A 25,048-nucleotide genomic window follows, 5' to 3' on the forward strand; every position below is an offset into this window, starting at 1 on the left:
TTTGCGCGTATTGGTAGTCAAGACCTCATCCCTGGGCGATGTGATCCACGCCTTGCCGGCACTGACCGACGCGGCGCGGGCGATCCCTGGCATCCGCTTTGACTGGGTGGTGGAAGAAGGCTTTGCCGAGATTCCCACCTGGCATCCAGCCGTGGACAAAGTGATCCCGGTGGCGATTCGTCGCTGGCGCAAGAACATCTGGCAAACCATCAAGAGCGGCGAATGGCGGCGCTTCAAGCAGAGCGTGCAGTCGACCAAATACGATTTGGTGATCGATGCCCAGGGGCTGCTCAAAAGCGCCTGGCTGACGCGCTATGTACGCGCGCCGGTGGCCGGTTTTGATAAGAATTCTGCCCGTGAACCGATGGCTGCGCGTTTCTACTCGCGCCGGCTGGCCGTGGCCCGTGGGCAGCATGCAGTAGAACGCTTGCGCCAGCTGTTCGCCGTGGCGTTGGGTTATGACTTGCCCAAAGGCCTGGGCGATTACGGCCTGAGCGTCGACAAGTTGCTCGGCCTGCCGCCGAAAAAACCCTTTGTACTGCTGCTGCATGGCACCACCTGGGACACCAAGCACTGGCCCGAAGCCTACTGGCGTGAGCTGGCCGAACGCATGGGCCGCCTGGGTGTGGACGTGAAATTGCCATGGGGCAATGCCGCCGAAAAGGCCCGCGCCGAGCGTCTGGCCCAAGGCCTGCAAAACGCCGAAGTGCTGCCCAAACTCAACCTGGCCGGCGTCGCCCGTGTGCTCGCCGGTGCCCGCGCCTGTGTGGCGGTGGACACGGGCCTGGGCCACTTGGCCGCCGCGCTGGACGTGCCGACCATCTCCCTGTTCGGCCCCACCAACCCGGGCCTGACCGGCGCCTACGGCAAAGGCCAGATTCACTTGGCCAGCGACTTCCCATGCGCACCGTGTCTGCAAAAAACCTGTACTTATCAACCGACGGCCGACGACCTGCGTCGGTTCGACATCAAGCGCGAGTCACCCCTGTGCTTCACGCGCTTGAACCCTGAGCGTGTGGCAAACCGACTGAGCACGTTGTTATTGGCTGAGGAGCTGCACTGATGCAACTGGCTTTTGTTTTGTACAAATATTTCCCCTTCGGTGGCCTGCAGCGCGACTTCATGCGCATCGCCCTGGAGTGCCAGCAGCGCGGCCATACGATTCGGGTCTACACGCTGATCTGGGAAGGCGAGATTCCGCCCGGCTTTGAAGTGCTGGTGGCGCCGGTCAAGGCGTTCTTCAACCATCGGCGCAACGAGAAACTGTTGGCCTGGATGGAAGCTGACCTGGCCAAGCGCCCGGTGGACCGTTTGATCGGCTTCAACAAAATGCCCGGCCTGGACGTTTACTATGCCGCCGACGGCTGCTTTGAAGACAAGGCGCAAAACCTGCGCCACTCGCTGTACAAGAGCTTTGGCCGTTACAAGCACTTTGCCGAGTACGAACGTGCGGTGTTCGCCAAAGACGCCAAGACCGAAGTGTTGATGATCTCCGAAGTGCAGCAACCGCTGTTCATCAAGCATTACGACACGCCGCTGGAGCGCTTCCACCTGCTGCCGCCGGGCATTGCCCAGGACCGCCGCGCGCCGCCAAATGCGGCCGAAATCCGCGAAGGTTTCCGCAAGGAGTTCAACCTGCGCGACGACGAGTTGCTGCTGGTACAAATCGGTTCCGGCTTCAAGACCAAGGGCGTCGACCGCAGCCTCAAGGCCGTGGCCGCGCTACCGACCGAGCTTAAAAAACGTACGCGCCTGTTTGTAATCGGCCAGGACGACCCCAAAGTATTCCAGTTGCAGAGCGCCACGTTGGGGCTGGGCGATAACGTGCAGTTCCTCAAGGGCCGCAGCGATATCCCGCGTTTCCTGCTGGGCGCCGACCTGTTGATTCACCCGGCGTACAACGAAAATACCGGTACCGTGTTGCTCGAAGCCCTGGTGGCCGGGTTGCCGGTGCTGGTCTCGGCGGTGTGTGGGTATGCCCACTACATTGGCGAAGCCGACAGCGGGCTGGTGCTGGATGAGCCGTTTGAACAAGCGCAGCTCAACCAGTACCTCACGCAGATGCTTACCGACACTGCACAGCGCGCGGCCTGGGGCCGCAATGGTTTGGCCTTCGCCGAGACGGCCGACCTCTACAGCATGCCGCAGCACGCGGCAGATGTGATTCTGGCGGAGCCGAAACGATGAAGTTGATTCTTGCCGAACCGTTCAAGACCTTATGGGCCGGGCGTGACGCCTTTGCCGAAGTCGAGAAACTGCAAGGCCAGGTATTTCGTGAACTGGCGGCGCGTCGCACCTTGCGTACCGAGGTGGAGGGCCGCCCGTATTTCGTGAAAATCCACCGTGGCATCGGTTGGGGCGAGATCTTCAAGAACCTGATCACCGCCAAGCTGCCGGTGCTGGGTGCCGGCCTGGAATGGTCGGCCATCCACCGCTTGCAGGAGCTGGGTGTGCCGACCATGACCGGCGTGGCCTTCGGTGAAAAAGGCAGCAACCCGGCCGACCAGCACTCGTTCATCATCACCGAAGAACTGGCCCCGACCATCAGCCTGGAAGACCTGACCGTCAACTGGGTGGCCGAGCCGCCGGCACCGGCATTGCGCCATGCGCTCACCGCTGAACTGGCGCGCATGGTCGGCGACATGCACCGTGGCGGCGTCAATCACCGCGACTGCTACCTGTGCCACTTCCTGCTGGATACGTCCCGGCCGATCGATGCGCGCACCATCAAGCTTTCAGTGATCGACCTGCACCGTGCCCAATTGCGTGCCCATCTGCCGCTGCGCTGGCGCGACAAGGACTTGTCCGCGCTGTACTACTCGGCGCTGGACATCGGCCTGACTCAGCGCGACAAGTTGCGCTTCCTCAAAGGCTACTTCCGCCAGCCGCTGCGCCAGATCCTGGCCGAGCAGTCGGCGTCCCTGAGCTTGTTGCAGCGCAAGGCCGACAAGCTGTATGCGCGCAAGCAACGCCTGGGGGATGCGATCTGATGGCGGGTTGGAACCTGGAACCTGCTTACGCCGCCCTGGCGGATGACTTTGGTAGCCTGGAGGCGGTGTTTGCCTTGCAGGGTGAGCGACTGACGCGCGACCCCTTGTCGGAAGTGATTCGGGTGGAGCGTGGCGGGGTCAATTACTACGTCAAACGCTACGTAGGCGCCGGCAAAGGCCTGCGCCGTTACCTGGGAAAACCTCGGGTAAAGTCCGAATGGCAGAACCTCAAGCGCTTCGCCAAGTGGGGGATTCCCACCGCCGACGTGGTGGCCTGGGGCCTTGAGCGCAAGGGTTTGGCCTATGCGCGCGGGGCGATGATTACCCGCGAGCTGCCCAAGACCGAAGACCTGTCGGTGCTGGCCGATCGTAACGATCCGTGCTTGAAAGACCCCCAGTGGGTCAACGTGATCAGCCGTCAGCTCGCCGAATACACGCGCACGATGCACGAACACCGCTTTACCCATAACGACTTGAAGTGGCGCAACCTGCTGGTTGACGATAACCGTACGCTGTACCTGATCGATTGCCCCAACGGCGATTTCTGGCGCGGTTTCTGGCTCAAGTACCGTATTACCAAGGACCTGGCCTGCCTGGATAAAGTCGCCAAGTATCACTTGTCGGCCACCCAGCGCCTGCGTTTCTACCTGCAATACCGCCAACGTAAGCACCTGACGGCTTCGGACAAACAGCGAATCCGTCACGTGGTGAAGTTTTTCGAGGGGCGCGAATGACTGATTTCCTGGCGGCCGATGATCGCGCATTGCTTGCGCGCCACGGCCTGGCTGACTTCGATGCGCTGTGGGCCAGGCAACTGGACGCGGTGGATGAACCCAATACCAGCGACGGCGGCTGGAGCAGCGTGTTTCGCCTGGAGCTTGATGGCCAGGGTTACTACCTCAAGCGCCAGAGCAACTACCTGACGCGCACGCTCAGCAAGCCGTTTGGCGAGCCGACGTTTGCCCGCGAGTTCCGTAATATCAGCCGCTACCGGAAGCTGGGCATTCCGGCGTTGCAGGCGGCGTTTTTCGGTGAGCGCAAGGTTGAAGGCGAGCGCCGCGCGATGTTGCTGACCCGAGCCCTGGATGGCTGGAATGACCTGGATTCACTGCTCGAACAATGGCCGCAGCTGAGTGACGACCAGCACCGTGCGATCTTGCTGGCCTGTGGTCAGCTGGCGCGCCACCTGCACAGCGTAGGGCAAGTGCATGGCTGTTTTTACCCCAAGCATATTTTCCTGCAACCGCTCGGAGACGGTTATGCCGCGCAGTTGATCGACCTGGAGAAAACCCGCCCGCTGCTGTTCGGCCGGCGTGATCGGATCAAGGACCTGGAGCCGTTGCTGCGCCGCGCGCCGCAGTGGTCGGATGCGCAAGTGCGGCAACTGCTGGCGGCGTATCTGGACCAGCCTGAAGACAGTGCGCTGGTGGGCGCCTGGTTCGAGCGCCTGACGGCCCGGCGCAGCCACAAGGAGAAGCGCTGATGCGCTTGTCCGAACTGAAAAAAGCCGGCCGCACGCCTGAGCTGCCGCTGACCCTCGAGTTGGCCGACGCCGCAGGCACCGGCCAGCTGCAACTGCTTAACCTGTTGCGCGTGTTGCCGGGCGAACGCTATGTGGGCGCCGCCGTCTGGCGCGGCCGTCCGGTGTTGGCCAAATTGCTGGTGGGCAGCAAGGCGGCGCGGCATTTTCAGCGTGAACTCAGCGGCGTGCGCCTGCTGGCCGAGCAGGGCCTGACCACGCCACAGTTGCTGGCCGATGGCTTGCAGGAAGGCGAGGGCGGCTGGCTGCTGTTTGAGTTTATCGAAGGCGCCGAAAGCCTTGCCGATGCCTGGCAGGCGGTCGAAGGGTTGCCGCCTTTGGCGGACGAGCAAACGGCTGTGCTCGCAGAGGCGTTGGGCGCAATTGCGCAGATGCACGCCAAAGGCCTGTGGCAAGAAGACCTGCACCTGGACAACCTGCTGCGCCAGGACGGCAAGCTGTACCTGATTGATGGCGCCGGGATTCGTGTTGAAGCGGCGGGCAAGCCGTTGTCGCGCAACCGGGTGCTGGAAAACCTTGGGGTGTTCTTCGCCCAGTTGCCGAAAAACCTCGAGCCGTTCACCGAAGAGTTGCTGGTGTACTACCTGCTGGGCAACGGCGAGCACGCCTTGCCGCTGGAAGCCCTGGAAAAACAGGTGCGTAAGGTCAGCGCCTGGCGCTTGAAAGACTTTTTGAACAAGGTCGGCCGTGAATGCACGCTGTTCAGCGTGGTGCGTGGCGCCTTTGCCTTGCGTGCGATTCGTCGTGAGGAAGAGGCGGCAATGCTGCCGGTGCTGGAGCAGGCCGACGCGCTGCTCGACCAAGGCCATTTGTACAAAACCGGTGGTGCGGCCACCGTCGCCAAGGTCGAAGCGGGCGGGCGGCCACTGGTGATCAAGCGCTATAACATCAAGGGGTTTGCCCATTGGCTCAAGCGCTTCTGGCGCCCCAGCCGGGCCTGGCATTCGTGGCGCGAGGGCAACCGCCTGGCGTTCCTTGGCATCGCCACGCCCAAGCCGCTGGCGGTGTTGGAAAAACGCTTTTTGTGGCTGCGCAGCCGGGCTTACCTGGTGACTGAATACCTGCCGGGGCCGGACATCATCGAGCGTTTTGCGCCGTATGTTGAGAAAGGCGATGCGCCCGAGAATGAACTGCTGGCCCTGGACCACTTGTTCGCCGAGCTGATCCGCGAGCGCATCAGCCATGGTGATTTCAAGGGCCATAACCTGTTCTGGGCCGAGGATCGCTGGGCGTTGATCGACCTGGACGCCATGTGTCAGCACAGCTCGGTCGCAAGCTTCGCGCCGGCGTTCGCCAAGGACCGCGCGCGGTTTATGCGTAACTGGCCTGAGAGCAGTGCGCTGTACCAGCTTATAGATCAGCGTTTGCCCAAACAGGTGCAATGATCGTTCCCACGCTCAGCGTGGGAATGCCGCCCCGGACGCTCTGCGTCCCGCTCCTCAAGCCCCGTGCAAGGTGACGCGGCGCGTCACGGGATGCATTCCCACGCGGAGCGTGGGAACGATCAGTCCGATACTCAGAACTGGTATTCAGCCCCGGCCCCCGCATACCACGACCTTCCCGGCGCCGCCTCGTAGTAACGGAAGTTGCCGTCCCCAACAATTACCGAACCGACATACTGGCGATCCAGCAAGTTATCCAGGCGCACCGTCTGGTGAAAGGTCCAGTGCTCCACCTTTTGTTCGAAGCGCGCCCGCCAGTTGAACACGCTGTAGCCCGGCGCGGCGCGTTGCTGGTTGGTGTCTTCGACGTAGACCTTGCTGCGGTACATGCCTTCGAGGGCGGTGCTGACCCAGTCGCGGGGTTTCCAGTTCAGCTCGGCGAAGAGCGTGGTTTGCGGTACGCCGGGCAGGTAGTTGCCTTTGTCCACAGGCTTGCCGCCGCCCATGAAATCGCTGTCATAGGTGGCTTGCAGGCGGGTATAGGCGAGGTTGGTGCTCCATTGTTCCGAGAGCTGGCTTTCGATGCCCAGTTCGAAGCCTCGGCGCAAGGTGCGGCCGGCGTTCTGGTAGGTAGTGCGGCCGTCCTTGGATGACAGCACCACCAGTTCGTCGTCAGTGGTGATTTGAAACAGGGCCGCGTTGACACGCGTGTCCTGGCCTATCTTTGCCTTCAAGCCGACTTCAAATTGTTTGCTGACTGACGGCTTCAAGGCGAAGTTGAAGCCATTTGAAGTGGTCGAATACGCCGACTCGGCCTGGGTCGGGGTTTCGAAGCCTTTGCCCGCGCTCACATAGCCATGCAGGTCCGGCGTGAAGGCGTACATCACGCTGACCGAAGGCGTGTTCTTCTGGTAGGTCTTGCTGCCACTGTCATTGCCGTCGCTTGTGAAGTGGTCGTCCACCTCCATTTTCATGCTGCTGTGGCGCAGGCCGGCTTGCAGGGTCCAGTCGCCCAGCAGCCAGTTGGCTTGCACGAACGGGTCGATGCTGGTGGCGGTGTCGAGTTCGTCACGGCCCAGGGCGCCTTTGACACCGTGCACGCCGTCCAGGGTGTTGGAATAACCTTGGCGGTCATCCTGGCTGCGGTCGTAATCGAGGCCGGTGATCAGGGTCAGCTCGCCGGGGGCGCTGGTGATCGGTTGCAGCCAATGCACCGAGCCGCCGTAGAATTTACGGTCGAAGTCCACCACGCCGCCGCGCTTGTCAGAGGCGGTGCCGCCTGGAATCGACAGGTACTGAATCACGCTCCTGCGGCCGGTGTACGCATTCACCTGCAGCGTGGCATCGCCGATGTAGCGTTCGTAATTCAGGCCCAGCTGCTGATGATCGATGCTTTTTCGCGTGTTGTACTGCAATGCAGCCGGCGCTACCGAGCGCGGATCGGCCTTGTAGGCTGCCCAGCTTTGCCCAAGCGGATCCTGTGTGCCGTTTTGCTCCAGGCTGCTATAGATCAGCGCCAACTTGCTGTCTTCGTCCGGCTGGAAGTTGAGCTTGGCGAAGGTCTGGTCACGACGGGCGCTGCTGTGGTCGCGGTAGCCATCGGTGTCCATGCGTGAAGCGTCGAGCACAAAACCTGCGCCGTTCGCCGCGCCTTCGGCGGTGAGGTGGTTTTTGCTCATGCCGTCGCTGCCCACCAGGGTTTCGGCGCCGATGCGCGGCGGGCCTTCGCCGTCGCGGGAAAACATCTGGATCACGCCGCCGGCATTGCTGCCATACAAGGTGGCGGCCGGGCCGCGCAGCACTTCAATGCGCTCGGCGGTGTCGAGGTTGAAGGTGGCCGCCTGGCCCTGGCCGTCCGGAGTGCTGGCCGGGATGCCGTCGGCGATCAACTTGAGGCCGCGTACGCCAAACGCCGAGCGCGCGCCGAAGCCGCGCGAGGAGATCTGCAGGTCCTGGGCATAGTTCTGGCGGTTTTGTACCACCAGGCCCGGTACGCGCGACAGCGCCTCGGAGGCGTTGATGCCGAGTTGGCCGTCGCTGATTTGCGCGTGGCTGATGCTGTCCACCGAGTACGGCAGGTCGAAAGTCGGGCTGGCGCTGCGCGAGCCGGTGACCACGCTGGGGTCGAGGACCAAAGTGGCATCGTCGGCCAGGACGGTGCTGCTCAAGCCGAGCAGCAGCAGGGCAAGGGGAACGGGTGGGGGTGTATTCATCGGGAAGCCGGATCAGTGGCGCGACGCAAGGGATAGACGTCGGCGCAAGAAAAGCGCGAGTTTAACGGCTCCCTCCTGCTTTTGCCGAAGAAGAAGACTCCTACGCCGTTTTGAGCTTCGAGTTATCTGTCAGTCGCCGGCCATAATGGTAGGTTCTCGCCTTTCCAACGATTAGAGGCAACCATGAAAGGCAAAAAAGCGAGCCTGTGGGTCTTGATAGGCGGGTTTCTGGTTCTGGGCGGCTGCGGCACCGTGACCACGGCGTTCCGTGAGGATGGCGACACGGTTCGAACGCTCAAGGCGAAAAAAACCTATTGTCAGTCTGTTCCGCGTATCTACAGCGGGGTGGTCTATGACCTCTGCGTACTGCATGGGCCGCCGAATTCCGCAAGCGGGATCGCGTTGAACGACGTGCCATGGGCTTTTATCGATGTGCCTCTCTCCGCTGTTCTGGATACGCTCATCTTGCCCTACACGATCTACCAGCAAAATGTCGATGGCAGCATTGAGCTTCGCTAGTCCCTCGCAGCTAACAGCTTCCTGGCTCTTTTACGCTATAATCCCGCCCTTTAGCTGTTTCTCGCTCAGGCGGGAGGCACACTTTTTTCAGGCGCAACCCGCCTGCATGCAGACTAAAAGAGGCTAGACCCCAGTGGCATTGACGATTCTTGGCCTGTCCGGCGCCCTTAGCCATGATCCTTCCGCAGCGCTGTATATCGACGGCAAGCTGATCGCGGCCGCCGAAGAAGAGCGCTTCGTACGCGACAAACATGCAAAGAACCGCATGCCCTACGAATCGGCGAAGTTCTGCCTGGAACAAGCCGGCATCAAGCCTTCCGACGTTGACGTGGTGGCGATCCCGTTCGCCCCGATCAGCCTGTTCGGCGAGGCGCGCTGGCACTACGCCAAGCGTTACTGGTACGCCCCGGACCGCGCCCTTGACGCGATCCTGATGGGCAACCGTCGCTACAAGCGCTATCGCAACAAGATCGTCTGGTGCCTGGAGCAGTTGGGCTTCGATCCGAAGAAAATCAAGATCGAACCGGTTGAACACCACCTGGCCCACGCTTCCAGCGCCTACCACTGCTCGGGTTTCCAGGAAAAAACCGCGATCCTGGGCATCGACGGTAAAGGTGAGTACGCCACCACGTTCTTTGGCTATGGCGAAAACGGCAAGATCCACAAGATCAAGGAATTCTACGACCCGGACTCCCTGGGCGGCCTGTATGGCGCGATCACCGAGTTCCTCGGTTTCGAGATGCTTGACGGCGAGTTCAAGGTCATGGGCATGGCGCCGTATGGCGACGCCAGCAAATACGATTTCTCGCGCCTGGCCTCATTTGAAAACGGCGAGTTGGTGATCAACACTGACTACGCCAACGTCATCGGCCTGCGTCGTTATAAAGAGAAGGGCAAGGGTTTCTACTTCTCGCCAAAACTGATCGAGTGGCTGGGTCCAAAGCGCGAAGGCGACATCGCCGACGAGCCGTACATCCACTACGCAGCCAGCATGCAGGCGCTGTTCGAGAAGCTGGCCTTGCAGATGATCGACCACTACCTGGGCGACATCCTCAAGGACACCGGCAAGCTGGCGTTCGCCGGTGGTTGCGCGCTGAACGTCAAGTTGAACCAGAAGATCATTGCCCGCGATGACGTTAAAGAGCTGTTCGTGCAGCCGGCGTCCGGCGATGCCGGCACCGCGGTTGGCGCGGCGGCCTATGTGTCCCACGCCCGTGGCGTGCCGGTGGAGAAGATGGAACACGTCTATCTCGGCCCGTCCTACAGCAATGAAGACGTGATTGCCGCGTGCGCCAAACACGAAAGCAAGCCGGTGTGGCGCAAGATCGAAAACATGCCCAAGCGCATCGCCAAGATCATGGTCGACGGCAACCCGGTGGCCTGGTTCCAGGGCCGCATGGAGTTCGGCCCGCGTGCGTTGGGCGGTCGTTCGATCATCGGTTGCCCAAGCGCGACCGGCGTGGCCGACCGCATCAACCACCAGATCAAGTTCCGCGAGCGCTGGAGGCCTTTCTGCCCGTCGATGCTCGACACCGTGGCCCCACAGATGATCAAGGTCGATCACCCGGCGCCGTTCATGACCTTCACCTTTGAAGTGTCCGAAGAGTGGAAAACCCGCGTACCGGAAGTGGTCCATGAAGATGGCACCTCCCGCGCCCAGGTGCTCAAGCGCGAATACAACCCGCGTTACTACGACATGATGAAAGAGCTGGAAGTATTGACCGGCAACGGCGTGTCGCTGAACACCTCGCTCAACCGCCGTGGCGAAGCGATGATCTGCTCGCCAACCGACGCGCTGAACATGTTCTTCGGCTCCGACCTGCAGTACCTGATCATGGAAGACATCCTGGTCGTCAAAGACGGCGTGGACCCTTATGACTCGGTCGGCTGAGCGCCACGTCCTGCAGTTCTGCCACGGCTATGACGGGCCGTTTCTGGACTGCGCGCGGCAGTACGCCAGCCTCTTCGCAGGCACAGGCTACAAGGTGACCACGGTGTTTCTCACCGGGGTCGCCGACCCCGATGTGGCCGCCGGTTGCGCCTCTGATGAAGTGCTGTTCATGGAGTTCAGCTCCAAGGCCATTCGTGGCCTCAAGCTGGGCGCCATCCGTGAATTGCGCAAAATCGCCGCGTCGCGCAACTTCAGTTTCTGTATTGCCCACCGCTTCAAGCCGATCTACATCGCCTTGCTCGGTACGCGCCTGCCAGTGATCGGCGTACATCACGCTTTTGGTGATTATCAGCGCAGCAGCCGCAAGCTGTTTGCCTCGATTTTCAGCAAGCGCCTGAGCCTGCTCGGTGTATCTGACGCGGTGCGTGATGATATGCGCCGCTGCCTGCCGGCCTGGCCGGCGGCACGTATCCAGACCTTGTATAACCGCATCGATGTCCAGGCCATGCAAGCGTTGCAGGTGTCGGCCGATGAGGCGCGCGATGCCTTGGGGCTGTCGCCGGATGAGTGGGTGGTCGGCAACGTCGGCCGCCTGCACCCGGACAAGGACCAAGCCACCTTGCTCAAAGGCTTTGCCTTGGCCTTGCCGCATTTGCCGGCGCAGAGCCGGTTGGCGATCCTCGGCACCGGCCGCCTGGAGCAAGACCTTAAGTCTCTGGCGCGCGAACTGGGCATTGCCGAGCAGGTGCTGTTCCTCGGCCAGGTGCCGGATGCGCGCCGGTATTTCCGTGCATTCGACGTCTTTGCCCTGAGCTCCGACCATGAGCCGTTCGGCATGGTGCTGCTGGAGGCCATGGCCGCTGGCGTGCCGCTGCTCGCCACGTCTTGCGGCGGCGCCAAGGAAGTGGTTGAAGGCGTGGGCATCCTGTTTCCGTTCGGCGATGCCGAGCACTTGGGGCAGGGCCTTCGGCACTTGGCCGCGATGGGTCGTCAGCAGCACCAGCAGTGCGCCGAGATGATGCTTGAGCGCCTGCACCAACGGTTTTCGGATCAGGCCGTGCGCGATACCTTCTGGCAGTTGCCTGCTGTCACCGAACTGACCGCGAGGGCTTGATGCTCAATCGATTCCAAGGCTTTCGCGAGCGCGGTTGGTCGGTCGTTGACGCGCCGACCTACAGCGACGCCTGGCAGCGTTTTGGCGGCAGTGTCGCCACCCATCCGCAGGTGGTCGAGCGTCTGGCCGGGCTGGCCGAAATTCCGGTGCGCTATTTGGCCTGGGAGCAAAGCGGCGAGCTTAAAGCGTGTATTGCGACCTGGGGGCGCGACCTGGCGTTGTCCAAAGACGTGCTCAAGCGCAATGGCAAAAAAGGCTTGTTCGACCTCGGCAACGCCGAGTTGATCCTGCCCGCCGCTGCCGATGCCCAGGCGCCGCTGCGCCATCGCGCGCGTTACCTGTCGGCCCTGAATGAAGGCCGCTTTGCCGGCATCAAACTCCAGGCCGAACAGTTGGCCATGGCGCGCACGCCTGAAGAACTGTCAAAAAAGTTTCGCTATAACCAGCGCCGTGAATTGCGCCTGCTGGAAGAGGCGGGCGGTGTGGTGCGGCCGGTGCAGGACTTCTCCAGCGCCGAGCTGGCGGCGATCTACTGCGACCTGTTCCAGCGCCGCTGGGGCTTCGCGGCCACCGGTGCCGCGCATATGACGCAGGTGATCGAGCTGTTGCGTGAGTGGCTGATCGGTTCGGTGATTTTCCTCAACGATGCGCCGATTGCTGTGCAATTGGTGTATCGCGTTGAAGCGCCGCAGTGGGTCAGCGTCGAATACATCAATGGCGGCGTAGACCCCGAAACCCGCGCGTTCAGCCCCGGCAGCGTGCTGAGCTTCCTCAATACGCAAAGTGCCTGGGAACAGGCGCGGGAAGTCGGCAAGCCGTTGCGCTTTTCGTTCGGCCGTGCGGACCGCGAGTACAAGGACCGTTGGTGCAACCCCGTGCCGGTGTTCACCGTATGAGTACTTCGACCAGCCGCAAGCAGGCGTTGCTCAAGCGCCATCGCCGCAATAAGCGCATCGGGCTGCTGGTCAGCCTGCTGGTGCTGATTGCGGTGGGTGTGCTGGTGGCCTGGTGGTTGCCGCTGCTGTTGGCGGTGCTGGCCTGGGTGGCCCATGAAGCCTGGTTTGCCGACCATCTGTTTTACTCGCCCAAGGACGACTATCAGTATCAATTTGCCGCCGATACCGAACAGCCCAAGGTGACGTTGGACAAGGGCCGGCTGGTGCTGGGCCAGACGCTGGAGCTGGCGGGCGATGAGACCTTGATCCTCGCACTGCGGCTCAAGAGCAACCTGCTGGGGCGGTTTATCGATCCCTATGTTGCGTTGCCGGGCGGCGACCGCCAAGTGTTCGAACGCGGCGTCAACGGCCTGCGCTACCTCAATCTCACGGGTCAGGCGCAAGCCTTGCTGGCTGGGCAGTTGCTGTTGCGTGGCCGGTTTTGCCGGGTACAGGGTGAGCCTGTGCTGTCGGTGTTCCGCCAGCCGGATGTGCGTCAGCAGCGGGTGATGGTGATTGCGCCGCATGCCGACGATGCCGAACTGGCCGCCTTTGGCCTGTACAGCCAGGCAGCACAGCCCTGGATCGTGACACTGACCGCCGGGGAGATCGAAGCCGAGCATTATCAGCACATGGGCCTGGGCAAGCCTGAAGCGGCGCGCCTCAAGGGCCGGCTGCGGGCCTGGGACAGTATCGCCGTGCCGCGCTGGGCGGGCGTGGCACAAGAGCACTGCGTTCAGCTCGGGTATTTTTGCCTGCAGTTGGCGGCGATGAAGGCCGAGCCTGCGCGTGCCATTGCGTCGCGGGAAGCCGAGTTGAGCGATATCCGCCTGTTTCGCCAGTTCAACCCGTTCCCGCTGCCCGCCGACGCCGATGGCCAGCCGACCTGGAACAACCTGCTGGCGGACCTGCGTGCCGTGCTGTTGATGGCACGTCCTGAGGTCATTGTGCTGCCGCATCCGGTGATCGATCCGCACCCTGACCATATCTGCGCTCAGCAAGCTGTATTGGAAGCCTTGCAGGGCCTGGAATGGCAGCCGACGACCTTGCTCGGTTACGCCAACCATCTGCATGACAACGACCGCTGGCCGATGGGGGATTCGGGCAATAGTGTCGCTTTGCCGCCATGCTTCGACTCCACTTACATTTTGCAACCATATTGCATGCCAGTATCGGAGGAGCGGCAGTGTGAAAAGGCCATGTCGCTGGGCATGATGCATGACTTGCAACCGCAGATGCCGTTCAAACGGCGGGTGCGGCGAGTCATACAGCGTCTGCTGGCGGGGAGGGCCGTCTCACCGTGGGGTGAGAACGAGTTTTTCCGCAAGGCCATTCGGCGTCATGAACTCTTTTGGTTCATCAAGCACAAGTAACGTTAAGCAACGTGGTGGCGCGCAGCGCGCCTCAGTACCAAATGACAGTGAGTCCCCCTTGAGCAATTCGTGCCCCCGCATCCTTTTCATTATTCCTTACTTTGGCCGCTGGCCATTCTGGATGCCGTTTTTTCTCGAAAGCTGCCGCCAAAACGCGGACGTCGACTGGTTGCTGTTCAGCGACTGCCCGATGCCGGCCAATGTGCCGGACAATGTCCGCATCGAAAGCATCACCTTTGCCGATTACTGCGCGCTGGTTTCCCAGCGGCTGTACATCAATTTTGCACCCCTGGCGCCGTACAAGCTGTGCGACATCAAGCCGGCGTTGGGGCATATCCACGCTGACCGCCTCACCGGTTACGATTTCTGGGCGTTTGGCGATCTGGACCTGATCTACGGCAACCTGCGCGAGTATTTCACCGCAGAGCGGTTGGCCAGCCATGACTTGTTTTCAACCCATGAACGACGAGTCGCCGGCCATTTGTGCCTGATGCGTAACACGCCCAGGAAGCGGCATGCGTTCATGCACATCAAGGATTGGGAAGCGCGTTTTACCGATCAGGCGCATCATGCGCTGGATGAAGGCGCATTCAGTCGAATTTTCCTGTGGCGCAAGAACTTCCCGAAGCCGTTGTTTGAGCTGGTCGGCAAGTTCAACCCATGGCGTCGGCGCAGTGAGTTTACCGAGGCGTTCAGTACGCCCGGTGGTGTGATCAAATGGCACGACGGCAGTGATCGCTTCCCGCATCAGTGGTTCTGGAACAAGGGCCGCCTGACTAACGACAGGGATGGTGAGCGGGAATTTCCGTATTTCCATTTTGTCTGCTGGAAGCGTAATCAGTGGCCGTTGCTACCGGAGCCTGACGCCGAATACGTCGAGACGCTGGCGGCTGAAACAACCTGGGTCGTTGATGCCACAGGTTTCCATCGAGGAGAGTTATGAGTCGGCGTTTCAAGGTCCTGCAACTGCAGCCTGACTACAATGTTAAATCCCATGACTTTGCCGACCTGGCCGAGCAGATCGTCAAGGCATTGCCCGCCGAGCGTTATGAGGTCACCGCCGCGTTCCTGCGTGGCAAGCCGGCGCCTGGGGAACCGGTCAGCCGGGCTGCCAAGTCGGTCTACTTCGAGTTTTCCGACAAGTCACTCAAAGGCTTGCGACTGCGCGCCATGTGGCAGTTGTATAAGTTCTGCCGCCGCGAACAGTTCGACGTGGTGGTGTGCAACCGCTTCAAGCCGGTCAACATGATGTTGCAGCTCAACCGTTGGTTGAAGATCCCGTTGTGCATCGGCATCTCCCACGGTTTTGGCGAGTATGACCGTCTCTACCGCCGCAAGCAGGCGCAGCGCTGGATCGACGCGCACTGGCGCTTTGTCGGCGTGTCACCGGCGGTCAAGCAGTACCTGCTCGATTGCCAGTGCGGGTTTACCGACCAGAATACCTACGCCATTACCAACGCCATCGACATCGAGCAGGCCGAAGGCTTGCAGCATTCACGCACTCACGCGCGCGAGTTGCTGGGCATCGACCCTTCGGTGCGCTTGATCGGCGCCTTGGGCCGGCTGGTGCCGGTCAAGGGCCACACCTATTTGTTGCAGGCGTTTGCGGCGCTGAAAGATAAATACCCCACCGCGCAACTGGCCATCATTGGCGCCGGGCGCGAAGAGGCCAACCTGGCCGCGCAAATCCAGAACCTTGGCCTGGATGGACGCGTGCACCTGTTGGGCTTCAAGGAAAATGCCCTGCAATACGTGCGTGCCTTTGACATCTGGGCAATGCCTTCGCTCGCAGAAGGCCTGGGCCTGGCACTGCTGGAAGGCATGAGCGGTCGCCTGCCGGTGATTGCCTCCAGCGTACCGGCCATGCTGCCGTTGATCGAAGGCGCCGGTGGCCTGGCGGTTGAGCCGGCCAATGTGCCCCAGCTGACCGAGGCGCTGGACACTTACCTGGCGCTGTCCGACGAGGCACTCGCACAAAAAGGCGAGCAGGCCTACCAGTACCTTCAGGCGCAACACGACATTGAGGTATTCCGTCAGGAATACCTGGAGCTGATTGATTCAGGGTTGGCTCAAGCACGCGGGAAGAATGTATGAGCCAGAGTCAGCCTTTGGTCACGGTGATCATTGCGTCGTATAACCATGCGCCCTACATTGAGGAAAGTATCCTCAGTGTGTTGAACCAGACCTATCCCAACATCGAACTGCTGGTGGTGGACGATGGCTCGACAGACGACAGTGTCGAGCGCATCCGTCGCCTGCAGGAGCAACACAGGTTCGACTTTCGTGTGCAGCAGAACCAGGGGCTGACCAACACCCTCAATGGTGCGATTGCCCGGTCTCAGGGGCCGCTGATCGTGCCGTTCGGTTCGGACGACATCATGATGCCCGAGCGCATTGCGACCCAGGTGGCCTATATGGATGGCAAGCCTGAGGTGGGGATCTGTGCGGGCAATATCGAGCTGATCGACTCCCAGGGCGAGCTGTTCCCGGAGAAGCGCCAGCGCCGTGACGTACCGTTTCGACGCCTGGATTTCGACGATATGTTCCTGGAGCGCAAACCTTACCCGCCAGCGCCTACGCTGATGATCCGGCGTGAAGCGCTGGAAAAGGTCGGTGGGTTTGACCCGCAGATTCGTCTGGAAGATTTGCTGATCGAACTGAAGATTACCCACGCCGGGTACTTTATTGATGGCTTGAACGTGGTGATGGCGCGCTACCGCAAGCACGCGACCAATTCGTACAAGAATCATCGATTCATGATCGATAACATCCTGCGCACCTACGCGTTGTTCAGTGATCACCCGCTGTACAACGAGGTGCGTTACAAGTTCCTCAGCTCCATGTTCCTCAAAACCTCCAACCGCAACCGTGCGTTGGCGCGAGAGCTGCTGGCGCAGATCCCGTTTCTGGCCTGGAACAAGAAGACGTGGCGCGGCTTGGGCCGCCTGTATTTTTCCCCGCTGGAAAAAGACTGATACCAAGATCAGAGCAGCACACCTTCACTGGGTGTGCCGCAATCTAAATGTGGGAGCTGGCTTGCCTGCGATGGGGGGTTGTTGGTGTACATATCCGTTGCTGCGGTAACGGCTTCAATTGGTTCCGCTCTTACAGCGGGTCACTTTTGTAAAGACCGGAATGCCGGCCCAGACAAAAGTAACCAAAAAGTCTTCGCCCCAACACTCGGTGCCTCGCTATGGCTCGGCATGCCCGCAATCCGCCAGTGATTTGGGGGGTCGCCGCGATGGGCCATCCTTGGCCCAGCGCGGCTAAACCGGCATCCCTGCCGGTTTACCCCCCAAATCACTGTCGAATTGCGGCCATCGTGTTTGACGGGGCGATTTCAGATCAAGATCACGATCAAAAGCGCAGATCAAAAGACCGCTGACTTCGTCATCGAAAAGGATGTAAGGGCCAGAGCAACAGCAGAGCCATACTCGGTCAAAGGTGGGAGCTGGCTTGCCTGCGATAGCATCACCTCGGTGCATCAGAAGTACCGAGGTGTCTGCATCGCAGGCAAGCCAGCTCCCACATCAGGCCGCCGGGCGGGCGAGTGTCAGTACCTGCTCGCGGATTTTCTGCGTGGCGTGCGGCGAAGCCACCGAGGCATAGCCCTTGGCCAATTGCTCGAAGTGAGCTTCGAACAACCAATTGCGATCCTGCGAATAGCGTTGCATATGCTTGAGGTTGCGCTGGCGCAGCGTGTTGCGCAGCGCTGACGGATAGACGCGCATATCCGCCACGTCGATCAGGCCGAACTCTCCGTCTTCCAACAGCAGCACATTACCCAGGTGCAGGGAGCGGAAGTAGACACCGCGTTCGTGCAGTTGGGCCATAAACCGCCCAAACCGTTCGATCAGCGATTCGCGCAGGCTGCTGTCCAGGCTTTGCAAGGCCTGGCGCAACGTCAGGCCCGGCAGTGGCTGGTAACGCACGGCGGTGCTGCCGTCGCGCAGGCTGTACAGGTCGAGGATCGGCGGTGCTGTAATGCCCAGTGCCTGGAGCTGTTCGCTGTTGCAGGCAAACCGTTCCGAGTACGGGTTGAATGTGCCCGAGGTGTACCAGCGTCGAGCCCTGAACAGCTTGAGGAAGCTGCCATTGCCCAGGCGCAGGACTTTAGGCCCCAGGCCATCTTCCTCGACGATATGCGCGCCTTCGCACAGGGCTTTGAACACCTGTGGCTTGGGCGTGCTCACCGCAATGCGCAGTAGGCTATGGCGACGCTTGGCGATGCTCAGGCCGGCGATCAGTGCGAGGGGGATCCACAGCAGGAACCAGTGCTCCTTGGGTCGCGACAGGATGCCACCGCCTTCGGTAAGCCCCGCGCCGATGCCGTAGGCCAGCAGCGAGGAAGTCAGGATAAACAGCGGCTGCGCGCGCTCCTTGAGCCCTGCGTACATCCCGCGGCCAAGCATGAAGATCCACGGGATAAAGCCGATGATGCCGACGTAATAAAGCACGCCCAAGGCAAAGCTGTGGGGCTCGCGCAGTGGTTCAAAATCGTAGTTGGCAGGTTTCACATACAGTTCGGAGTCGTAGCTGTGGCCAAGCCATGGATGATCGGCGATGCGGTCGAGGATGATTTGCCAGATTTCGAAGCGGAATGAGCTGCCGCGCTCGGTGATCTGTTGCGGGTAAAACAGCAGCAAGCCGGCGGCCGCCAGCACCAGGGCGGCAACCATCAGCGCCGAGCGCCGATTGCGGCTGAGCAGGCCCATCCATAGGACTGCTATCACCAGTGCAACCAATGGCGTCCTGGAACCGGTGGCTAGAATTGCCAGGGTCATGACCGCCAGGGCGGGTGCGCTGAGCCACAGTACCCGTAGCCGTTTGGTGGTGACGCAGAGGTACAGCCAATACACGCAGAAAAAGCCGAACAGGTGGGAACTGAGCAGCGGGTTGTCCAAGGCGCCAAGGCCGCCAATCATGCGCATGCTCGGCTCGAAGCCTTTGACGAATGCCACCAGGTTTAACAGCGTCACCACCAGCGCAATCACGGCGGCGCTGAAGAAGATCGGCTTGAACAGGTCATTGCGGTAATGCAGCAGCAGCCCGCAGCCGGCAAACAACATGAACGTCTGCAACGGGATCTTGAACAGGTTGGAGTCGCCGGTGGGTTCCGGGCTCCAGAGCACCGTGATCATTGCCCATGCGCAAAATGCTGTGAAGGCAAGCACCAGCGGCTCGCGTAGTAACTCTTTGAGTTCACGTGGGCGCAGGCACAGCAGGAGCAAGGCCGGCAGGGCAAAGAAAATATAGAAGCCGCGGTGCATGACATTGCGATTGTTGACGAAAAACAGCGAACTCAGAAGCAACAATAAGCCAATGGGCAAAATCCAGAGGACCAGGAAGTCGAAAACGCGATTTGTGCCATAGGTAAGGCGCTTGGAGTGCATACAGTAAAGCCGTTCCAGAATAGAGAAAGCCGACCATGTTAAGACAGTGGCTATATAATGTCGCCCGTTGGATCCAGCCGGGCCGCGGGTCACGCCGGGTGCAAGTACAACAGAGAAGCTGTGCTAAAGTCAGCCTCCTTTTTCAAAACGCCGCGTGATATGACCGACTCCAGTCCGAGCGCAAGCCCTTCGAGCTTGAAAATATACTTCCGCCTGCTCATGTACGTTAAGCCTTACGCCGGCTTGTTCGCGTTGAGTATTGTCGGATTTCTGATTTTCGCGTCGACCCAGCCTATGCTGGGGTACATCCTCAAGTACTTTGTCGACGGCCTATCCAATCCTGACGCCGTGCTGTTCCCCAGCGTCCCATTCCTGCGTGACATGAAATTGTTGCAAGCCGTGCCGTTGCTGATCATTTTGATCGCCGCCTGGCAGGGCCTGGGTTCGTTCCTGGGCAACTACTTGCTGGCCAAGGTTTCCCTGGGCCTGGTTCACGACTTGCGTGTGCAGCTGTTCAACAACCTGCTGACGCTGCCCAACCGTTATTTCGACAACCACAACTCCGGGCACCTGATTTCGCGCATCACCTTCAACGTGACCATGGTTACGGGGGCGGCCACCGATGCCATCAAGGTGGTGATTCGCGAAGGCATGACGGTAATCTTCCTGTTTGCCTCGCTGCTGTTCATGAACTGGCGCCTGACGCTGGTGATGATCGCCATCCTGCCGTTGATTGCAGTGATGGTCAGCACGGCCAGCAAGAAATTCCGCAAGCAGAGCAAGAAGATCCAGGTGGCCATGGGCGATGTGACCCACGTGGCTTCGGAAACCATCCAGGGCTATCGCGTGGTGCGCAGCTTCGGCGGTGAAGTCTACGAAGAGAAACGCTTCTTCAAGGCCAGCCAGGGCAACACCGACAAGCAACTGCGCATGACCCGCACCGGGGCCATCTACACCCCGTTGCTGCAGTTGGTGATCTATACCGCCATGGCGGTGCTGATGTTCCTGGTGCTCTACCTTCGCGGTGATGCGTCGGCCGGTGACATGGTGGCTTACATCACGTTGGCCGGGCTGTTGCCCAAGCCGATCCGCCAGCTGTCGGAAGTCAGCTCGACCATCCAGAAAGGCGTGGCCGGTGCTGAAAGCATTTTCGAACAGTTGGACGAAGAACAGGAAGTCGATCGCGGCAGCGTCGAGCGCGACAAGGTCAGTGGCCGCCTGGAAGTGCGCAACCTGAACTTCACCTACCCAGGCACCGAGCGCCATGTGCTCAAGGACATCACCTTCACCGCAGAGCCCGGGCAGATGATCGCCCTGGTCGGCCGTTCCGGCAGCGGCAAGTCCACACTGGCCAGCCTGATCCCGCGTTTCTACCACCACGAAAGCGGCGAAATCCTGCTCGACGGCGTAGAGGTCGAAGACTACAAGCTGCTTAACCTGCGCAAGCATATTGCCCAGGTGACCCAGCATGTCACGCTGTTCAGCGACACCGTGACCAACAACATCGCCTACGGCGACCTGGCCGGCGCGCCACGGGCCGACGTTGAAGCGGCGGCGGCGGATGCTTACGCCAAGGATTTCATCGACCAGTTGCCGAAAGGCTTCGATACCCAGGTGGGCGAGAACGGCGTGCTGCTGTCCGGCGGCCAACGCCAGCGCCTGGCCATTGCCCGGGCCCTGCTGAAGAACGCGCCACTGCTGATTCTCGACGAGGCCACCTCGGCGCTCGACACCGAATCCGAGCGCCACATTCAGGCGGCCCTGGACAAGGTCATGCAGGGTCGCACGACCCTGGTAATTGCCCACCGCCTGTCCACCATCGAGAAGGCCGACCTGATCCTGGTGATGGACGACGGTCGGATCGTCGAGCGCGGCAGCCACGCCGAGCTGCTGGCCCAGAACGGCTACTACGCCCGCCTGCATGCCATGGGCCTGGATGCCCCGGTGCCGGCCGACATCACCTAAACCTTGTGGGAGCGGGCTCTTGTGGCGAGGGAGCTTGCTCCCGCTGGGCGACGTAGTCGCCCCAGAACAACACTGTGTTTCTCTGTTAAAACGCGGTGCCGCATTCAGGAGTGCTTCGCACTCCAGCGGGAGCAAGCTCCCTCGCCACAAAGGTTCCCCGGGATCTTCTGTGCACACCCTCCACAAGCCTCCCATAACCCTGTGCTAATATCGCGCCCCTGTTCATTTTGTATGTGGGTTGCTCCATGAAGTTGTCCATGCCGCGATTCGATCAAGCCCCTGTCTTGGTGGTCGGCGATGTCATGCTCGACCGTTACTGGCATGGCGGTACCTCACGGATTTCCCCTGAGGCACCGGTACCGGTAGTCAAGGTCGAGCAAATCGAAGACCGTCCAGGTGGCGCTGCCAACGTTGCCCTCAATATTGCCGCCCTCGGCGCCCCGGCCTCCCTGGTGGGTGTGACCGGCGACGACGAAGCCGCCGACAGCCTGGCCAACAGCCTGCGCGGTGCCGGTGTGCGCGCGCTGTTCCAGCGCATTGCCCATCAGCCGACCATCGTCAAGCTGCGGGTCATGAGCCGTCACCAGCAATTGCTGCGTATCGATTTCGAAGAACCCTTCGCCACCGACGCCCTGGCCCTCAGCGGCCAGGTCGACGCGCTGCTCGAAGGTATCAAGGTGCTGGTGTTGTCCGACTACGGCAAAGGCGCCTTGAAAAACCACCAGATGCTGATCCAGGCCGCCAAGGCCCGCGGCATTCCGGTATTGGCCGATCCCAAGGGCAAGGACTTTTCGATTTATCGGGGCGCCAGCCTGATCACGCCAAACCTCAGTGAGTTCGAAGCCATTGTCGGCGGTTGCGCCGATGAGCATGAGCTGGTGACCAAAGGCGCGGCGCTGATGGCCGACCTCGACCTGGGCGCCTTGCTGGTCACCCGTGGCGAGCACGGCATGACCCTGCTGCGCCCGGACCACCCGGCGATGCACCTGCCGGCCCGTGCCCGTGAAGTGTTCGACGTCACCGGTGCCGGTGACACCGTCATCTCCACCCTGGCCGCCTCGATTGCGGCGGGTGAAGAACTGCCCCACGCCGTGGCCCTGGCCAACCTGGCGGCGGGTATTGTGGTGGGCAAACTGGGTACCGCGGCTATCAGCGCACCCGAGCTGCGCCGGGCGATCCAGCGTTCCGAAGGCTCGGAGCGCGGCGTGCTGGGTATCGAGCAATTGCTGCTGGCCATTGACGACGCCCGTGCCCACAAAGAAAGCATCGTGTTCACCAACGGCTGCTTCGACATCCTGCATGCTGGCCACGTGACTTATCTGGAACAGGCGCGCGCCCAAGGCGACCGCCTGATCGTCGCGGTCAACGACGATGCCTCCGTCAGCCGCTTGAAGGGGCCTGGCCGTCCGATCAACAGTGTTGACCGGCGTATGGCCGTATTGGCAGGTCTCGGCGCAGTCGACTGGGTGATCAGCTTCTCTGAAGGCACCCCGGAAAACCTGCTGGCCCAGGTCAAGCCGGACGTGTTGGTCAAGGGTGGCGACTACTCCGTCGATCAAGTCGTAGGCGCCGATATCGTCAGCGCTTACGGTGGTACGGTCAAAGTGCTGGGGTTGGTTGAAAACAGCTCGACCACGGCCATTGTCGAGAAGATCCGCAACAATGAGTAATGCTGAAAAGTGGGTGTTGATCACCGGAGGTGCCGGCTTTATCGGCTCGCACCTGGTCGATGCGCTACTTGCCAAAGGCTATGCCGTGCGGGTGCTGGATGACTTGTCCACCGGCAAACGCAGCAATTTGCCGCTGGATAATCCGCGCGTACAACTGATTGAAGGCAATGTCGCCAATGCCGAGTTGGTGGCGCAAGCCGCCGTCGGCGCCACCGCCGTCGTGCACCTGGCTGCTGTGGCTTCAGTGCAGGCCTCGGTGGATGATCCGGTGAGCACGCACCAGAGCAATTTCGTCGGCACCCTGAATGTCTGCGAAGCCATGCGCAAGGCTGGCGTGAAACGCGTGGTGTTTGCCTCCAGCGCGGCGGTGTATGGCAACAACGGCGAGGGTGCTTCGATTGACGAAGACACCACCAAGGCGCCGCTGACGCCTTACGCGTCGGACAAGTTGGCGGGCGAGCACTACTTTGATTTCTATCGCCGCCAGCATGGCCTGGAACCGGTGATTTTCCGTTTCTTCAACATTTTCGGGCCACGCCAGGACCCGTCATCGCCGTATTCCGGCGTGATCAGTATCTTCAGCGAGCGTGTGCAGCAGGGTGTGCCGATCAGCGTGTTTGGCGACGGCGAGCAAACCCGGGATTTCATGTACGTGGAAGACCTGGTGGATGTGCTGGTCCAGGCCATCGAAGCGCCCGAAGCGCCACTGGGTGCGATCAACGTGGGATGGAACCGCACGACCACGCTCAAGCAGGTGCTTCAGGCGTTGGAAGAGGTGGTGGGGCAGTTGCCGGTGATCACTTACGGGCCGGCGCGCTCGGGTGATATCCGCCATTCGCGGGCGAATAACCAGCGCCTGTTGGCGAGCTTTACGCTGCCGGAGCCGACGCCGCTGAAGGTCGGCCTGGAGCGCTTGCTTAACGGCTGACCTCGGTCATCTGTGGGAGCTGGCTTGTGTGGGAGCTGGCTTGCCTGCGATGGCATCAACTGGGTTTGCCTGATGTACCGAGTTGCCTGCATCGCAGGCAAGCCAGCTCCCACACAAGCCAGCTCCCACATTGGATTTGCGTCAGCCTTTGGCCTTTTTCTTCGGCACGATCTTGCGCAGCACCCGTTGCGCCAATCGCTTCAACTTCGACTCCTTCTCAGGCTCCGCCAGGCCTTGTTGGCGCAGCCAATCCTTCCAGCGAATGCGCTCATCGCGCACCAGCCAGCCTTCCTGCTGAGCGAAGCTTTCCGCCAGGTACAAGCCGCGTGTGCTGGCCGGGTATAGCTGGTCTTTCTTGACGGTGTACAACTCTGCCAGCGGCTGGCCGTCCTTCAACGGCATCAGGTACAGGTCGGGCCGCTGACGGTCCAGGCGTGCCACCAACTGGTCGCCTTCGAGGCGCTCATCCACATGGAACAGGCTCAAGGACTTGGCTTCCTTGGGGACTTCAAGGCGCAAGTCATAAATCAATTGCAGCGACGCCGTCGGCAGATGCACATACGCCCGTGGGCGCTCGATCAGTTGCATGGTGGCGCAGCGCACCGGGCGAGCGGCGCCGGACAGCGGGCTCAAGCGAAACGGCAGGGCTTCACGGTAATGCAGCGCGGCGGAGTAGGGCGCGGGCAGCCAGGTGTCATTGAAGCGCCCGCCCAGCCAGCCTTCGGGCGTCTCCAGCAGGCATTCTTCGGCAATTTCCTGGATAGCGGTGTGCAGTGGCAGGTTCAGTTCGTGGGCGGGTACGTAGCCGGAGATCAGCTTGAGCACCACGTCGCCACGGTCCTGGCGGCGCTGGCGCACCAGTACCCAGTAATCCTTGTTCTGCCAATGCAGGGTCAGGCGCACCGACACGCCGAGGTTGGCCAGTTCCAGGGCGAAACGTTCAGGGTTTGCCACCTCCACCGGCTTGCGCCGTTGCAGGGTCTGGGCGAAGTTGAGCGGCATGCCCACGCTCTGGTAACTCAGGCCTTCGGGGGTGGCTTCGACGTGCAGCGGCAGTGTCTTGAAGTTACTGGGGTTTTTTCTAATCAGCGTTCGCGGCATGTCGGCTCCTTCTTGCGACGGGGTCGGCCGCGTG

Annotated in this window: 20 protein-coding genes; 17 read left to right on the forward strand and 3 right to left on the reverse strand. The window is 61.1% G+C overall.

Features of this window, described 5'->3' with window-relative positions; all coding sequences use genetic code 11:
- Position 1 precedes the first annotated feature (1 nt).
- The 6 genes from waaC to HU759_RS03260 are packed head-to-tail and all read left to right on the forward strand — an operon-like array spanning position 2 to position 5,915.
- A complete protein-coding gene (gene waaC, locus HU759_RS03235; protein WP_170039089.1) occupies positions 2-1,063 on the forward strand; it encodes a lipopolysaccharide heptosyltransferase I in 1,062 nt (353 codons plus the stop codon).
- On the forward strand, positions 1,063-2,187 hold the full coding sequence (locus HU759_RS03240; protein ID WP_186617928.1) for a glycosyltransferase family 4 protein: 1,125 nt from the start codon (positions 1,063-1,065) through the stop codon (positions 2,185-2,187). Before waaC ends, HU759_RS03240 begins: the two co-directional genes overlap by 1 nt.
- Entirely contained in the window at positions 2,184-2,990 is an 807-nt protein-coding gene (rfaP, locus tag HU759_RS03245) for a lipopolysaccharide core heptose(I) kinase RfaP (protein ID WP_017138513.1), read from the forward strand. The genes HU759_RS03240 and rfaP overlap by 4 nt, the downstream gene beginning before the upstream one ends.
- Positions 2,990-3,724: a lipopolysaccharide kinase InaA family protein gene (locus tag HU759_RS03250; RefSeq protein WP_186617927.1), complete on the forward strand. Its 735-nt coding sequence runs from the start codon at positions 2,990-2,992 to the stop codon at positions 3,722-3,724. The genes rfaP and HU759_RS03250 overlap by 1 nt, the downstream gene beginning before the upstream one ends.
- Positions 3,721-4,473, forward strand: a complete 753-nt coding sequence (locus HU759_RS03255) for a lipopolysaccharide kinase InaA family protein (RefSeq protein ID WP_017138511.1) — start codon at positions 3,721-3,723, stop codon at positions 4,471-4,473. The genes HU759_RS03250 and HU759_RS03255 overlap by 4 nt, the downstream gene beginning before the upstream one ends.
- On the forward strand, positions 4,473-5,915 hold the full coding sequence (locus tag HU759_RS03260; protein ID WP_017138510.1) for a lipopolysaccharide kinase InaA family protein: 1,443 nt from the start codon (positions 4,473-4,475) through the stop codon (positions 5,913-5,915). Before HU759_RS03255 ends, HU759_RS03260 begins: the two co-directional genes overlap by 1 nt.
- A gap of 131 nt (positions 5,916-6,046) precedes the next feature.
- Here HU759_RS03260 and HU759_RS03265 read toward each other — a convergent pair whose 3' ends face one another.
- Positions 6,047-8,125 (reverse strand): TonB-dependent receptor, encoded by a 2,079-nt coding sequence (locus tag HU759_RS03265; protein ID WP_138450278.1) that lies wholly within the window; start codon positions 8,123-8,125, stop codon positions 6,047-6,049.
- Between the two features lie 183 nt (positions 8,126-8,308).
- Between HU759_RS03265 and HU759_RS03270 the strand changes: the two genes are divergently transcribed.
- The 8 genes from HU759_RS03270 to HU759_RS03305 all read left to right on the forward strand — a co-directional run bounded on the left by HU759_RS03270 (position 8,309) and on the right by HU759_RS03305 (position 16,932).
- Positions 8,309-8,644, forward strand: coding sequence for a YceK/YidQ family lipoprotein (locus HU759_RS03270; RefSeq protein WP_099548079.1), 336 nt, complete (start codon positions 8,309-8,311; stop codon positions 8,642-8,644).
- 133 nt (positions 8,645-8,777) lie between these two features.
- Positions 8,778-10,535, forward strand: coding sequence for a carbamoyltransferase (locus tag HU759_RS03275; protein WP_017138507.1), 1,758 nt, complete (start codon positions 8,778-8,780; stop codon positions 10,533-10,535).
- On the forward strand, positions 10,519-11,649 hold the full coding sequence (locus HU759_RS03280) for a glycosyltransferase (RefSeq protein ID WP_138453089.1): 1,131 nt from the start codon (positions 10,519-10,521) through the stop codon (positions 11,647-11,649). The genes HU759_RS03275 and HU759_RS03280 overlap by 17 nt, the downstream gene beginning before the upstream one ends.
- On the forward strand, positions 11,649-12,545 hold the full coding sequence (locus tag HU759_RS03285) for an antimicrobial resistance protein Mig-14 (RefSeq protein WP_186617926.1): 897 nt from the start codon (positions 11,649-11,651) through the stop codon (positions 12,543-12,545). The genes HU759_RS03280 and HU759_RS03285 overlap by 1 nt, the downstream gene beginning before the upstream one ends.
- A complete protein-coding gene (locus tag HU759_RS03290; RefSeq protein ID WP_017138504.1) occupies positions 12,542-13,957 on the forward strand; it encodes a PIG-L family deacetylase in 1,416 nt (471 codons plus the stop codon). Before HU759_RS03285 ends, HU759_RS03290 begins: the two co-directional genes overlap by 4 nt.
- A 58-nt stretch (positions 13,958-14,015) precedes the next feature.
- A complete protein-coding gene (locus HU759_RS03295; RefSeq protein ID WP_099548081.1) occupies positions 14,016-14,900 on the forward strand; it encodes a DUF6625 family protein in 885 nt (294 codons plus the stop codon).
- A complete protein-coding gene (locus tag HU759_RS03300) occupies positions 14,897-16,051 on the forward strand; it encodes a glycosyltransferase family 4 protein (RefSeq protein ID WP_017138502.1) in 1,155 nt (384 codons plus the stop codon). The genes HU759_RS03295 and HU759_RS03300 overlap by 4 nt, the downstream gene beginning before the upstream one ends.
- A complete protein-coding gene (locus HU759_RS03305) occupies positions 16,048-16,932 on the forward strand; it encodes a glycosyltransferase (RefSeq protein ID WP_186617925.1) in 885 nt (294 codons plus the stop codon). The genes HU759_RS03300 and HU759_RS03305 overlap by 4 nt, the downstream gene beginning before the upstream one ends.
- Before the next feature lie 555 nt (positions 16,933-17,487).
- Here the strand turns inward: HU759_RS03305 and HU759_RS03310 are convergent.
- Positions 17,488-19,350: a bifunctional O-antigen ligase/aminoglycoside phosphotransferase family protein gene (locus tag HU759_RS03310; RefSeq protein ID WP_186617924.1), complete on the reverse strand. Its 1,863-nt coding sequence runs from the start codon at positions 19,348-19,350 to the stop codon at positions 17,488-17,490.
- 159 nt (positions 19,351-19,509) lie between these two features.
- Between HU759_RS03310 and msbA the strand changes: the two genes are divergently transcribed.
- The 3 genes from msbA (at position 19,510) to HU759_RS03325 (ending at position 23,913) form a co-directional block, all read left to right on the forward strand.
- Positions 19,510-21,315, forward strand: coding sequence for a lipid A export permease/ATP-binding protein MsbA (msbA, locus tag HU759_RS03315; protein ID WP_017138499.1), 1,806 nt, complete (start codon positions 19,510-19,512; stop codon positions 21,313-21,315).
- A 245-nt stretch (positions 21,316-21,560) separates the two neighbouring features.
- Entirely contained in the window at positions 21,561-22,985 is a 1,425-nt protein-coding gene (gene hldE, locus HU759_RS03320) for a bifunctional D-glycero-beta-D-manno-heptose-7-phosphate kinase/D-glycero-beta-D-manno-heptose 1-phosphate adenylyltransferase HldE (protein WP_017138498.1), read from the forward strand.
- Entirely contained in the window at positions 22,978-23,913 is a 936-nt protein-coding gene (locus HU759_RS03325) for an NAD-dependent epimerase/dehydratase family protein (protein ID WP_017138497.1), read from the forward strand. The genes hldE and HU759_RS03325 overlap by 8 nt, the downstream gene beginning before the upstream one ends.
- Positions 23,914-24,054: 141 nt before the next feature.
- Here the strand turns inward: HU759_RS03325 and HU759_RS03330 are convergent, their stop codons facing one another.
- Positions 24,055-25,014: a hypothetical protein gene (locus tag HU759_RS03330; protein ID WP_017138496.1), complete on the reverse strand. Its 960-nt coding sequence runs from the start codon at positions 25,012-25,014 to the stop codon at positions 24,055-24,057.
- Positions 25,015-25,048: the final 34 nt, after the last annotated feature.

The sequence above is a fragment of the Pseudomonas sp. OE 28.3 genome (genome assembly GCF_014268205.2).
GTDB lineage: Bacteria > Pseudomonadota > Gammaproteobacteria > Pseudomonadales > Pseudomonadaceae > Aquipseudomonas > Aquipseudomonas edaphica.